10 protein-coding genes are annotated in these 13,806 nt (G+C 49.4%); 6 read left to right on the top strand and 4 right to left on the bottom strand.

What is annotated here, in order from left to right; genetic code table 11:
• Positions 1–2: 2 nt before the first annotated feature.
• Both glpT and glpQ read left to right on the top strand, forming a co-directional pair.
• On the top strand, positions 3–1,361 hold the full coding sequence (gene glpT, locus ACJHYW_RS04010; RefSeq protein ID WP_000948724.1) for a glycerol-3-phosphate transporter: 1,359 nt from the start codon (positions 3–5) through the stop codon (positions 1,359–1,361).
• Positions 1,362–1,365: 4 nt separating this feature from the next.
• Positions 1,366–2,442, top strand: a complete 1,077-nt coding sequence (gene glpQ, locus ACJHYW_RS04005) for a glycerophosphodiester phosphodiesterase (RefSeq protein ID WP_000779074.1) — start codon at positions 1,366–1,368, stop codon at positions 2,440–2,442.
• Between the two features lie 19 nt (positions 2,443–2,461).
• On the opposite strand, the gene ACJHYW_RS04000 is transcribed toward glpQ, so the two are convergent.
• Positions 2,462–3,361 (bottom strand): LysR family transcriptional regulator, encoded by a 900-nt coding sequence (locus ACJHYW_RS04000; protein ID WP_000176733.1) that lies wholly within the window; start codon positions 3,359–3,361, stop codon positions 2,462–2,464.
• Positions 3,362–3,512: 151 nt separating this feature from the next.
• Between ACJHYW_RS04000 and ACJHYW_RS03995 the strand changes: the two genes are divergently transcribed.
• Positions 3,513–4,703 carry an MFS transporter gene (locus ACJHYW_RS03995; RefSeq protein WP_000660220.1) on the top strand — a complete coding sequence of 397 codons (1,191 nt, stop codon included), beginning with the start codon at positions 3,513–3,515 and terminating at the stop codon, positions 4,701–4,703.
• An 80-nt stretch (positions 4,704–4,783) separates the two neighbouring features.
• Entirely contained in the window at positions 4,784–5,434 is a 651-nt protein-coding gene (inaA, locus tag ACJHYW_RS03990; protein WP_000301031.1) for a lipopolysaccharide kinase InaA, read from the top strand.
• Positions 5,435–5,487: 53 nt separating this feature from the next.
• On the opposite strand, the gene yfaE is transcribed toward inaA, so the two are convergent.
• The 3 genes from yfaE to nrdA all read right to left on the bottom strand — a co-directional run bounded on the left by yfaE (position 5,488) and on the right by nrdA (position 9,303).
• Positions 5,488–5,742: a ferredoxin-like diferric-tyrosyl radical cofactor maintenance protein YfaE gene (gene yfaE / locus ACJHYW_RS03985; protein WP_000135040.1), complete on the bottom strand. Its 255-nt coding sequence runs from the start codon at positions 5,740–5,742 to the stop codon at positions 5,488–5,490.
• Entirely contained in the window at positions 5,742–6,872 is a 1,131-nt protein-coding gene (gene nrdB / locus ACJHYW_RS03980) for a class Ia ribonucleoside-diphosphate reductase subunit beta (protein WP_000332036.1), read from the bottom strand. The genes yfaE and nrdB overlap by 1 nt, the downstream gene beginning before the upstream one ends.
• Before the next feature lie 145 nt (positions 6,873–7,017).
• Positions 7,018–9,303 (bottom strand): class 1a ribonucleoside-diphosphate reductase subunit alpha, encoded by a 2,286-nt coding sequence (gene nrdA, locus ACJHYW_RS03975; protein WP_001075170.1) that lies wholly within the window; start codon positions 9,301–9,303, stop codon positions 7,018–7,020.
• A gap of 127 nt (positions 9,304–9,430) precedes the next feature.
• On the opposite strand from nrdA, the gene ypaB reads away from it, so the two are divergent.
• Entirely contained in the window at positions 9,431–9,574 is a 144-nt protein-coding gene (gene ypaB, locus ACJHYW_RS03970) for a protein YpaB (RefSeq protein WP_001300064.1), read from the top strand.
• Positions 9,575–9,998: 424 nt separating this feature from the next.
• Positions 9,999–13,763, top strand: coding sequence for an AIDA-I family autotransporter adhesin YfaL/EhaC (gene yfaL, locus ACJHYW_RS03965; RefSeq protein ID WP_001220091.1), 3,765 nt, complete (start codon positions 9,999–10,001; stop codon positions 13,761–13,763).
• Positions 13,764–13,806: the final 43 nt, after the last annotated feature.

Genomic DNA, 13,806 nt, shown 5'->3' with positions numbered 1-13,806 from the left:
CAATGTTGAGTATTTTTAAACCAGCGCCACACAAAGCGCGCTTACCTGCTGCGGAGATCGATCCGACTTATCGTCGATTGCGCTGGCAAATTTTCCTGGGGATATTCTTTGGCTATGCTGCTTACTATTTGGTTCGTAAGAACTTTGCGCTCGCTATGCCTTATCTGGTTGAGCAGGGATTCTCACGCGGTGATTTAGGTTTTGCCCTTTCGGGGATCTCGATTGCTTATGGATTTTCGAAATTCATCATGGGTTCGGTATCGGATCGCTCGAATCCGCGCGTTTTCCTGCCCGCAGGTTTGATTCTGGCGGCGGCAGTGATGTTGTTTATGGGCTTTGTGCCGTGGGCGACGTCGAGCATCGCGGTGATGTTTGTACTGTTGTTCCTCTGCGGTTGGTTCCAGGGGATGGGGTGGCCGCCGTGTGGTCGTACTATGGTGCACTGGTGGTCGCAGAAAGAACGTGGCGGCATTGTGTCAGTGTGGAACTGTGCACACAACGTCGGTGGTGGTATTCCGCCGCTGCTGTTCCTGCTGGGGATGGCCTGGTTCAATGACTGGCACGCGGCGCTCTATATGCCCGCTTTCTGCGCCATTCTGGTGGCACTGTTCGCCTTTGCGATGATGCGCGATACCCCGCAATCCTGTGGCCTGCCGCCGATCGAAGAGTACAAAAATGATTATCCGGACGACTATAACGAAAAAGCGGAACAGGAGCTGACTGCGAAGCAAATCTTCATGCAGTACGTGCTGCCGAACAAATTGCTGTGGTACATCGCTATCGCCAACGTGTTCGTTTATCTGCTGCGTTACGGCATCCTCGACTGGTCACCGACTTATCTGAAAGAGGTGAAACACTTCGCGCTGGATAAATCCTCCTGGGCCTACTTCTTCTATGAGTATGCGGGCATTCCGGGCACCCTGCTGTGCGGCTGGATGTCGGATAAAGTCTTCCGTGGCAACCGTGGGGCCACCGGCGTCTTCTTTATGACACTGGTAACCATCGCGACTATCGTTTACTGGATGAACCCGGCAGGTAACCCAACCGTAGATATGATTTGTATGATTGTTATCGGCTTCCTGATCTACGGCCCTGTGATGCTGATCGGTCTGCATGCGCTGGAACTGGCACCGAAAAAAGCGGCAGGTACGGCAGCGGGCTTTACCGGGCTGTTTGGTTACCTGGGCGGTTCGGTGGCGGCGAGCGCGATTGTTGGCTACACCGTGGACTTCTTCGGCTGGGATGGCGGCTTTATGGTAATGATTGGCGGCAGCATTCTGGCGGTTATCTTGTTGATTGTTGTGATGATTGGCGAAAAACGTCGCCATCAGGAATTACTGCAAAAACGCAACGGAGGCTAATGGCATGAAATTGACGCTGAAAAACCTTAGCATGGCGATCATGATGAGTGGAATGATCATGGGAAGCAGTGCAATGGCGGCGGACAGCAACGAAAAAATAGTCATCGCCCATCGCGGTGCCAGTGGATATTTGCCGGAGCATACGCTGCCAGCAAAAGCGATGGCGTATGCGCAGGGAGCGGATTATCTGGAACAGGATTTGGTGATGACCAAAGACGACCATCTGGTTGTTCTGCATGACCATTATCTCGATCGTGTTACTGATGTTGCCGATCGTTTCCCGGATCGGGCGCGCAAAGACGGTCGTTACTACGCGATAGATTTCACGCTCGATGAAATTAAGTCACTGAAATTTACCGAAGGTTTCGATATTGAAAACGGTAAGAAAGTACAGACTTATCCGGGGCGTTTCCCAATGGGTAAATCTGACTTCCGGGTGCACACTTTTGAAGAAGAGATTGAATTTGTTCAGGGGTTAAACCACTCTACCGGGAAAAATATTGGTATCTACCCGGAGATTAAAGCGCCGTGGTTCCATCATCAGGAAGGGAAGGATATTGCGGCAAAAACGCTGGAAGTGCTGAAGAAATATGGTTACACCGGTAAGGACGACAAAGTTTATTTGCAATGTTTTGATGCTGATGAGCTGAAGCGTATTAAGAATGAGCTGGAACCTAAAATGGGCATGGACCTCAATCTGGTACAGCTGATTGCCTATACCGACTGGAACGAAACTCAGCAGAAACAGCCGGACGGAAGCTGGGTTAATTACAACTACGACTGGATGTTTAAGCCGGGGGCCATGAAACAGGTGGCGGAATATGCTGATGGTATTGGTCCGGATTACCATATGTTGATTGAGGAGACATCGCAGCCAGGTAATATCAAACTCACTGGCATGGTGCAAGATGCTCAGCAGAATAAACTGGTAGTGCATCCTTACACCGTGCGGTCAGATAAGCTGCCTGAATACACTACTGATGTGAATCAGTTATATGATGCTCTGTATAACAAAGCGGGTGTAAATGGGCTGTTTACTGATTTCCCTGATAAGGCAGTAAAATTCCTTAATAAAGAGTAATGCTACTGCAGGATGGCGTTCATGCGCCATCCTGTCTCATATCAAATTTTCCACTCTCCACTAATTGTTCTGTGCACATTTGTAGTAAAAACAGTGGACTGCCTTCTACCGGCTTTTCTTTAGCCAGCAACGAAATCTGTCGATAGAAGGTTGGTTCGAGAGGAACGGAACACAATTCATCTGCAATGGTTTTCAGCGTTAACTCTGGTAATAAGGCGATGCCTAATCCCTGTCGAATAAAACTGATCGCTGTATCCGGGTGATTAAATTCATATTTTATCTGTGGGGTAATATTCTTTTCTTTAAATAGTGCCATAATGCTTAATTCATAGCGTCCTTTACTAATAATTAATGGTTCACCCATTAACTCTTCCACTGTAATAGTGCTGTTTTTTGCCAGAGCATGGTTGGGCGGTAACACTACGGTGAATTTATCCTGATAAATGGGCACGGAGTACATTCCGCTCACCGGAAAATGAACAAAACCGGCATCAATGGATTCATTCTGAAGGGAATCAATAATCGCTGTGCTATTTTCCTCAAAAGGAATAATTTTTATATTCGGATGATGAATTTCAAAGTAGCGAATCACAGCCGGTAAGATACAGGCGCAGACGCTGGGGAAACAACCAAGTCTCAGCGTTCTTTGGGGGTTCTGCTTTTCCTGCTCGGCTATCTCTTTTACTGCGTTCACTTCCCGATTAATGGCGCGCAGATGATGCATAATGCGGTGACCTGCAGAGGTCAGTTGTATAGCTTTACGGCGATCGCGTAACAGTATATTCACGCCAAGTTCTTGTTCGAGGGCAGCAATTGCCTGACTTACCGCCGACTGCGTCATGAACAATCGCTTGCTGGCTTCAGTAAAGCCACCGTAATCCAGCACGGCGAGTAAAGAATTTATTTGGGTAAGAGTCATTAGAGTTTGCTAATCAATAATATTAAAACGATTAATTTCTCTAATAGCATGCCGCCATTTATACTTCTGTTCTGCAAAGTACATCACAATTTGACGTAACCGCAGTAACGGGAGTGTTGTCTGCGTGCGTCATCCTGACAGGCGGTAGGGTATGAAAGAGAAGTTATGGACGAAGGATTTTTGGGCAATAACCATCATCAGTTTTATTATTTTCTTCGTCTTTTATGTTTTACTAACATTGTTGCCAATTTATATCTCAGACCGCTTGCATGCCTCTCCTGATAAAGCAGGTTTGTTGGTGACTTTATTTTTAATTGCCGCCATTGTTATTCGCCCCTTTGCCGGGCAATGGGTGGGCAAATATTCGAATAAAACTATTCTGGGGCTCTCTTCTCTGGCCTTCTTGGTGGTCACTGCGCTGTATCCTTTTTGCCACTCAATTGAATCACTGCTTTTTATTCGGGTGCTTCATGGTATTACCTTCGGGGTTATCACTACGGTAAAAGGAACGATTTCCGCGCGGCTGATCCCGGCCTCCCGACGTGGGGAGGGCATCAGTTTTTTCTCTCTGGCAATGGGGCTGGCAATGGTGGTCGGGCCGTGGATTGGCCTGAATATGGCGCGCTGGGAGGCCTTTAATATGGCTTTCTGGTTATGCACCGGCGTGGCAGCGGTGGGGATTATTCTGTCGCTGATTATGACAGTGCCGCCGGTTATCAGCCATACTGATGGTTCAACGCCGAAAATGGGCTTCGCCGCCATGTTCGATCGCGCGGCGTTGCCATTTGCGATGGTCACCTTTTTTATGACCTTTTCGTATGCCGGGGTTTCTGCTTTTCTGGCGCTTTATGCACGCGAACTTAACCTGATGTCGGCAGCCAGTAATTTCCTGCTTTGCTACGCTATCTTCCTGATGATCTGCCGTACCTTTACCGGCAATGTCTGCGACAAAAAAGGACCGAAATATGTGGTTTACCCTTGCCTTGTGTTCTTTACGGTAGGACTGGTGGTTCTCGGCTACACCCAGGGAAGCATAATGATGGTTGTTTCTGGCGCATTGATTGGTATCGGGTATGGTTCCGTGACGCCAGTTTTTCAGACGCAGATTATCAGTTCAGTGGAACCGCATAAAATCGGTGTCGCAAACTCCCTCTTCTTCAATGCGATGGATGCAGGCCTGGCGCTGGGAGCCTGTGTGATGGGGATGATGGTTGCACATACTGGCTACCGAATGATTTATCTGCTGGGTGCACTATTAGTGGTAGTGGCTGGTGGAGTCTATGCGCTGCAAATGAAGGGCAAAAGCGGTGTCATGCTAGTAGCGGCAAAAGAAATTCATTAATACGACACGTTTCATTAAGATTTTTCGCAGGTAACCACCTATAGTCATTGTCGTAAATAAAAAATGACAGGCGATAGGGTATGGCAGTTTCAGCAAAGCACGACGAATTTAATCACTGGTGGGCAACAGAGGGCGACTGGGTTGAAGAGCCTAACTATCGCCGTAATGGTATGAGCGGGGTGCAATGCGTCGAGCGCAACGGCAAAAAGCTATATGTAAAGCGCATGACGCATCATCTGTTTCATTCCGTACGTTATCCGTTCGGTCGACCAACGATTGTCCGTGAGGTTGCGGTAATTAAAGAACTGGAACGGGCTGGTGTCATCGTGCCGAAGATCGTTTTTGGTGAAGCGGTGAAAATTGAGGGGGAATGGCGCGCGTTGCTGGTGACTGAAGATATGGCGGGGTTCATCAGCATTGCTGACTGGTATGCCCGGCATGCAGTATCGCCTTATTCTGACGAAGTACGGCAAGCCATGTTGAAAGCAGTGGCGCTGGCGTTTAAGAAAATGCATAGCGTTAATCGTCAGCATGGCTGTTGTTATGTTCGCCATATCTATGTGAAAACAGAAGGTAAGGCAGAAGCTGGATTTCTTGACCTGGAGAAAAGTCGTCGCCGCTTGCGTCGTGATAAAGCGATTAATCATGACTTCCGCCAGCTGGAAAAATATCTGGAGCCGATCCCCAAAGCGGACTGGGAGCAGGTGAAAGCATATTACTACGCTATGTAATCGTTGTAGGCCAGATAAGACGTATAAGCGTCGTATCTGGCGTTAAAACCAATTCACATCTCGATTTCAATATCGCCTTTTGCCCGGCAACAACAGGGCAAAATTTCCCCCGGCTGAATAAAAGCTAACGGTTCGGCAATCCAGTCCACCTGGCCTGCGACCAGTCGGGTGCGACAGGAGCCGCAGTAACCTTCGCGGCACTGGTACTCAACCGCCACATTGTGGGATTCCAGCGCCGCCAGAAGGGAAGGGTGTTCATCCTGGCACAGCAGTTGTGTGCCAGTAATGCGCAGGGTAACGCGGGCCATCAGAGCTGGAAGTTACTCAAATCGTCGGTGTCCACTTCCGCGTCAATCTGACCGACCAGATAAGAACTGACTTCCACTTCCTGCGGAGCAACCTGCACGTTATCAGACACCAGCCAGGTGTTGATCCACGGGATCGGGTTGGAGCGCGTCTGGAACGGCAGATCCAAACCGACTGCCTGCATACGGATATTGGTGATGTATTCAACGTACTGGCAGAGGATGTCTTTATTCAGACCAATCATCGAACCATCACGGAACAGATAATCCGCCCAGTCTTTCTCTTGCTGTGCCGCCTGGACAAACAGGTCATAGCACTCCTGCTTACATTCTTCGGCAATTTCCGCCATCTCCGGATCATCCGCGCCGCTGCGCAGCAGATTCAGCATATGCTGGGTGCCGGTCAGGTGTAGGGCTTCGTCACGGGCAATCAAGCGAATAATCTTGGCGTTGCCTTCCATCAGTTCGCGTTCCGCAAATGCGAAAGAACAAGCAAAGCTGACATAGAAACGAATCGCTTCCAGCGCGTTAACGCTCATCAGGCAGAGATACAGTTTTTTCTTCAGCTCACGTAGGCTAACGGTCACGGTTTTACCGTTGACGGTGTGGGTGCCTTCGCCCAGCAGATGCCAGTAGCTGGTCATTTCGATCAGTTCATCGTAATAGCTGGAGATCCCTTCCGCACGTTTCTGGATCTGCTCGTTAGTGACGATATCGTCAAACACAACCGACGGATCGTTAACGATATTACGGATGATATGGGTATAGGAGCGGGAATGAATCGTTTCTGAGAACGCCCAGGTTTCTACCCAGGTTTCCAGTTCCGGGATCGAGATCAGCGGCAGCAGTGCCACGTTCGGGCTGCGACCCTGAATGGAGTCCAGCAGCGTCTGATATTTCAGGTTGCTGATAAAGATGTGTTTTTCGTGTTCAGGTAGTGCCTGGTAATCGATACGGTCACGAGAAACGTCAACTTCTTCCGGACGCCAGAAGAAAGAGAGCTGCTTTTCGATCAGCTTTTCGAAGATGTCATATTTTTGCTGATCGTAGCGAGCCACGTTGACCGGCTGACCAAAGAACATCGGTTCTTTCAGCTGATCATTTTTCGTCTGTGAAAAGGTGGTATATGCCATGAATGTGTCCTGTTGGGAGTTTAATGCCGGATAAGGCATTTTACGCCGCATCCTGTGCCTGATGCGACGCTGGCGCGTCTTATCAGGCCTACAAACCGAGCCGTAGGCCAGATAAGGCGTTCACGCCGCATCCGGCATCTCAAAATCAGATCTTACATGCGCCGCTTTCGCAGCCATCGTCCTGGATTGACGGCACCAGATCGTCTTGTGCGTCTTCAGCACCGTCACGGGTGTTCTGATAATACAGCGTTTTGACCCCGAATTTGTAGGCGGTGAGCAGGTCTTTCAGCAACTGCTGCATCGGCACTTTTCCTGACGGGAAACGTGATGGATCGTAGTTGGTGTTAGCAGAGATCGACTGATCGATAAATTTCTGCATGATACCCACCAGTTGCAGATAGCCATCGTTACCCGGCATTTCCCACAGCAGTTCATAGGCGTCGTGCAGATGCTCGTAGTCCGGCACCACCTGGCGCAGAATACCGTCTTTCGACGCTTTGATGCTGACGTAACCACGCGGCGGTTCAATACCGTTAGTGGCGTTAGAGATCTGCGAAGAGGTCTCTGACGGCATCAGAGCAGAAAGCGTGGAGTTACGCAGGCCGTGCGTTTTGATTGACTCACGCAGTGCTTCCCAGTCGTAATGCAGCGGCTCATTAGCGATGGCATCCAGATCTTTCTTATAGGTATCGATCGGCAGGATCCCTTTCGCGTAAGTGGTTTCGTTAAACCACGGGCACGCGCCTTGCTCTTTCGCCAGCTCATTAGACGCTTTCAGCAGGTAATACTGAATGGCTTCGAAGGTTTTATGCGTCAGGTTGTTGGCGCTGCCGTCGGAGTAGCGTTTACCGTGCTTCGCCAGGTAGTAAGCGAAGTTGATCACACCAATACCCAGCGTACGACGCCCCATCGCTCCACGTTTAGCGGCCGGGATCGGGTAATCCTGATAATCCAGCAGTGCGTCGAGTGCGCGAACCGCCAGAATTGCCAGCTCTTCCAGTTCATCCAGGCTGTTAATTGCGCCCAGGTTGAAAGCAGACAGCGTACACAGCGCGATTTCACCGTTCTCGTCGTTGACGTCGTTCAGTGGTTTGGTCGGTAGGGCGATTTCCAGGCACAGGTTAGACTGGCGCACTGGTGCAATAGCCGGATCAAACGGGCTGTGGGTGTTGCAGTGGTCTACGTTCTGAATATAGATACGACCGGTAGACGCACGTTCCTGCATCATCAGCGAGAACAGCTCAACGGCTTTCACACGCTGCTTGCGGATGCTGTCATCTTTCTCATATTTGGTGTACAGGCGTTCAAACTCTTCCTGATCGGCGAAGAACGCGTCGTACAACCCCGGTACGTCGGACGGGCTGAACAGGGTGATATCTTCACCTTTCAGCAGACGGGTATACATCAGTTTGTTGATTTGTACCCCGTAGTCCATATGACGCACGCGGTTGCCTTCAACCCCACGGTTGTTTTTCAACACCAGCAGGCTTTCCACTTCCAGATGCCACATCGGGTAGAACAGTGTTGCCGCACCGCCGCGCACACCGCCCTGAGAGCAGGATTTCACCGCTGTCTGGAAATGCTTATAGAACGGAATACAACCGGTATGGAACGCTTCGCCACCGCGAATCGGGCTACCCAGCGCACGAATACGCCCGGCGTTGATGCCGATCCCGGCACGCTGGGAAACGTATTTAACAATCGCGCTGGAGGTGGCGTTGATGGAATCCAGGCTGTCGCCGCACTCGATCAGTACGCAGGAGCTGAACTGACGAGTCGGGGTACGCACGCCGGACATGATTGGCGTCGGCAGCGAAATTTTAAATGTGGAAACCGCGTCGTAAAAACGCTTCACGTATTGCAGGCGCGTTTCACGCGGGTAGTTCGAGAACAGGCACGCGGCAACCAGAATATAAAGGAACTGGGCGCTTTCGTAGATTTCGCCGGTCACACGGTTCTGCACCAGATATTTGCCTTCCAGCTGCTTAACGGCAGCATAAGAGAAGGTCATATCACGGTCGTGATCGATAAACGTGTCCATCTGCTTGAACTCTTCTTCCGTGTAGTCTTCCAGCAGATGATTATCGTATTTGCCCATCTCGACCATTTTCACCACGTGGTCGTACAGCGCAGGCGGCTCAAACTGGCCGTAGGCTTTTTTACGCAGGTGGAAGATCGCCAGGCGCGCGGCGAGATACTGATAATCCGGCGCATCACGGGAGATCAGGTCTGCGGCAGCCTTGATAATGGTTTCGTGGATGTCAGAGGTCTTGATACCGTCATAAAACTGAATGTGGGAGCGCAGTTCGACCTGGGAAATCGAAACGTTATGCAGTCCTTCTGCCGCCCAATCCAGAACGCGATGGATTTTGTCGAGATTGATGCGCTCTGTGCTACCGTCGCGCTTTGTCACCAGCAGATTCTGATTCATGTATGTCGTACCTGTTTTTGGAATTCTTTCCGCAATAGTTTCATGCAGACTACCTGTAGTGAGGGAAGCTGCTTAGAACACTATATATAGGGGGTATGTTTGGGATTCACTGCAAGATAGTGTGAAAATGGCCCTCTTGCAAGTGCATAACTTTGTGGATAACTCAGGAAGGAAAAAGTGGCTTTCGCGCACCTTAGGTCAGACAAGGTGTCCGGGAAAGTCAATGGGAAGAGAAAAATTTGTTAAAAATAACTGTTCGGCGATTTCTTGAACGGAAGAATAGGTTAGATAAATTGATATAGATGGTTTATTAATCTTTTGGCTAATGATTGCAAAAATTGATCTAAGCACGAGTCATCACATAATCTGATGTATCAGTTATGGTCAATATATAAGCGAATGTAAGCGATTGTTGATGTCGAAATGGTTGTTTTCTCTTCGGTTGTTGTTAAATGCGAAGCCATTTTGTTAATTTACCTTATATTATAAGAAAATTATTCATTACTTTAATTCAGTTTAAATATAACCGATTTACCTTAAGGTGATTAACTTGAATTATGACGCACTGATATTATTCATGAAATAATAACAAAATAGCCATTGCACCGGGTTGAACAATTTACAAAAGAAAAATAACCCATATCGTATAATGCGATTAAATATGCCGTCTTATAGAAAATGATGGTCAGATTAATATGCGGATTATTTTTCTACGCAAGGAGTATTTATCTTTACTCCCGTCAATGATTGCATCTCTTTTCTCTGTTAACAGTGTCGCGGAGGTTTTGGATTCATGCCAGGGATATGATATCAAAGCGAGTTGTCAGGCCAGCAGGCAAAGCCTTTCAGGCATTACGCAGGACTGGAGCATCGCCGATGGGCAATGGGTGATTTTTTCGGGTATGGCCAATAATGCCAGCGGTGGCGCCGTATTTTTGCAGCAAAGTGCTGAATTTACGATATCACCACAAAATGAAACAGGGATGACCCTGTTTGCTAATAACTCGATTAGTGGCGAATATAATAATGGCGGAGCTATCTTTGCTAAAGAAAACTCAACGATAAATCTTGCGAATGTTATTTTCGACAGTAACGTTGCAGGAGGCTATGGCGGAGCAATCTATTCTGCGGGAACAAACGATGCCGGTGATATGGATTTAAATATCACTAATGCAATATTTGCGAATAATATCGCCAATGATGGTAAAGGTGGCGCTATTTATTCTATCAATAATGATATTTATTTAAGTGATGTCATTTTTGATAATAATCAGGCATATACATCAACCAGCTATAGTGATGGGGACGGCGGTGCCATTGATGTTACGGATAATAGTACGGATAACACACATCTTTCAGGAAAAACGATAATTAATAATACCTCCTTTACCAATAACTATGCAGAAGGTTATGGCGGAGCAATTTATACCAGCAGCACCACATCCCCGTATCTTATTGATATTTCTGTTGATGATAATTATGACCAAAACAATGGTGTGATGATTGATGAAAATAACAGCGCCTCGGGATATGACCATTCGGCGACGGCAGCGGCGGGGGGCTTTATGTATATCGGTCATAGTGTGGCTGAATTTAACATTGCCGCCGATAAAACGCTGGTAATAGGCAATACCAGCAACGATGGCGCGATTGATTCTCTTGCCGGAACGGGAGTCATCGTGAAAGAGGGAGCGGGAGAGTTAGTCCTCAATGCCGACAATAATGCGTTTACCGGCGAGATGAGTATCCAGAATGGCGAGGTGACGCTGGGGCGCAGCGATGAGTTAATGAATGTCGGCGACACGCACTGTCAGAGCGATCCGCAGGATTGCTTTGGTCTGATGGTCGGCAGCACTGTTCATTCTGAGTATCAGGCAGAACTGAATGTTGGCAATACACAACAAACGTTTGTGCACTCATTAACCGGTTTTGCTAATGGCATTTTGAATATCGACGCAGGCGGCAATGTTACCGTAAACCAGGGCGGTTTTTCCGGCTCGATTCAGGGTGAAGGACAGTTGACGGTAGCGCAAGATGGCAGCTATCTCCTGACAGGGGCGCAGTCGATGGCATTAACCGGCGATATTGTGGTGGAAGATAACGCCGTATTGTCGCTGGCGGGGAATCAGGCCGATTTACGGGCAATGCAGAGCGATCCGCAATCGATCGTGCTAAATGGCGGAGTATTGGATCTCTCTGATTTCACCACCTGGGATGGCGATAGCTCATACAATGACGGTCTGCAAATCAGCGGCAGTGGGGGGACAGTGATTGGCAGTAATGATGTCGTTGATATCAGCAGTGGCGATGATTTACATATTGGCGGCAGTGATGCCAGCCAGAATGGCGTTTATGTCGTCATTAATGCGGGGGATCAGCGCGTAACGCTGGCGAATAACAACGGTTATCTCGGTAATACGCAAATCGCCTCCGGTACGCTTGAAGTCAGCGATAATTCGCAATTGGGGGACACAAGTTACAACCGTTCAGTGATCTTCACAGATCCCCAACAACACAGTGAAATGGATGTGACGACTGATGTTGACACTCGCTCGGCTACAACAGGTCAGGGCAGGAATATTGAAATGCGCGCTGATGGCGAAATACACGTTGAGGATGGCGTAGATACGCAATGGGGCGGGTTGATGGCGGATAGTACCGGGCAACAACTGGATAGCGTAAGCACGTTGACTAAAAGTGGCGGCGGGACGCTTGAGTTGACCGCCAGCGGCACTGCGACGTCTGCGGTACGTGTGGAGGACGGAACGCTAAAAGGTGAAGCGGAGAATATTATTCCTTATGTTTCTTCACTGTGGGTGGGGGAATACGGTGTTTTTGAAACCGGGCAAAATCAGGATATTCGTTCAATCGATGCCACCTCTGGCGGCGATATCGACATAACCGATGGTACTGTGTTGCGATTGACGCAGCAGGATACGAACCAGGCGCTGGATGCCTCGCTGTTTAGCGGCGACGGTACGTTGGTGAATGCCACCGATGGTGTGACGCTGACAGGCGAGCTTAATACCAACCTTGAAACTGACAGCCTGACTTATCTTTCAGACGTGACGGTCAATGGTGATCTAACTAATACTTCCGGTGCTGTCAGTCTGCAAAATGGCGTCGCTGGCGACACGCTCACGGTAAACGGTGATTACACCGGTGGCGGTACGTTGTTTCTCGACAGCGAATTAAACGGCGATGACTCGGCAAGCGACCAACTGGTGTTGAACGGCAATACCTCGGGTAACACGACCGTGGTGGTTAACCCCATTACTGGCATTGGTGAACCGACATCGACAGGTATTAAAGTAGTTGATTTCGCAGCTGATCCCACGCAGTTTCAAAACAATGCGCAGTTCAGTCTGGCGGGCAGCGGCTACGTCAATATGGGAGCGTATGACTACACGCTGGTGGAAGATAACAACGACTGGTATCTGCGATCGCAAGAAGTCAATCCGACGCCGCCGCCCGATCCGGACCCGACTCCAGATCCTGATCCCACGCCGGATCCTGATCCAACACCCGACCCGGCCCCGGACCCTACGCCTGCTTACCAACCGGTGTTGAATGCCAAAGTTGGTGGATATTTTAATAACCTGCGGGCGGCAAATCAGGCGTTTGTGATGGAGCGACACGATCACGCTGGTGGCAATGGTCAGACGCTGAATTTACGTGTTATCGGCGGAGATTATCATTACACAGCAGCGGGGCAACTGGCTCAGCATGAAGACACTTCTACGGTGCAGCTTAGCGGCGACTTGTTTAGCGGGCGCTGGGGCACGGATGGCGAGTGGATGCTTGGGGCGGTTGGTGGCTACAGTGATAACCAGGGCGACAGCCGCTCGAATATGACCGGAACTCGCGCCGATAACCAGAACCACGGTTATGCCGTTGGGCTGACCTCAAGCTGGTATCAGCACGGTAATCAGAAGCAGGGGGCCTGGTTGGATAGCTGGCTGCAATATGTGTGGTTTAACAATGATGTTTCCGAACAAGACGATGGCGTGGATCATTACCACTCGTCGGGGATTATCGCCTCGCTGGAAGCCGGTTATCAGTGGTTACCGGGGCATGGTGTGGTGATTGAACCGCAGACGCAGGTGATTTATCAGGGCGTGCAGCAGGATGATTTTACCGCCGCTAACCATGCGCGCGTGTCACAATCGCAGGGTGATGATATTCAAACGCGGCTGGGTTTACACAGCGAATGGCGTACCACGGTTGGTGTCATACCAACATTAGATCTGAATTATTATCACGATCCCCATGCGACGGAAATTGAAGAAGATGGCAGCACTATCAGTGACGATGCGGTGAAGCAACGGGGTGAAATAAAAGTGGGAATAACGGGCAATATCAGTCAGCGAGTGTCCCTGCGCGGCAGCGTGGCATGGCAGAAAGGGAGTGATGATTTTGGCCAGACGGCAGGGTTTTTGTCGATGACGGTGAAATGGTAGCTGCTTTGCGCCCGGCATTGTAGCCGGATGTGGTGCGAGCACC

Origin of the sequence: Escherichia sp. WS3063 (assembly GCF_046486595.1) — a bacterium.
In the GTDB taxonomy this organism is placed as follows: Bacteria; Pseudomonadota; Gammaproteobacteria; order Enterobacterales; family Enterobacteriaceae; genus Escherichia; species Escherichia coli.
The sequence above is the reverse complement of the archived record's forward strand: the minus strand, read 5'-3'. Positions and strand labels throughout refer to the sequence as shown.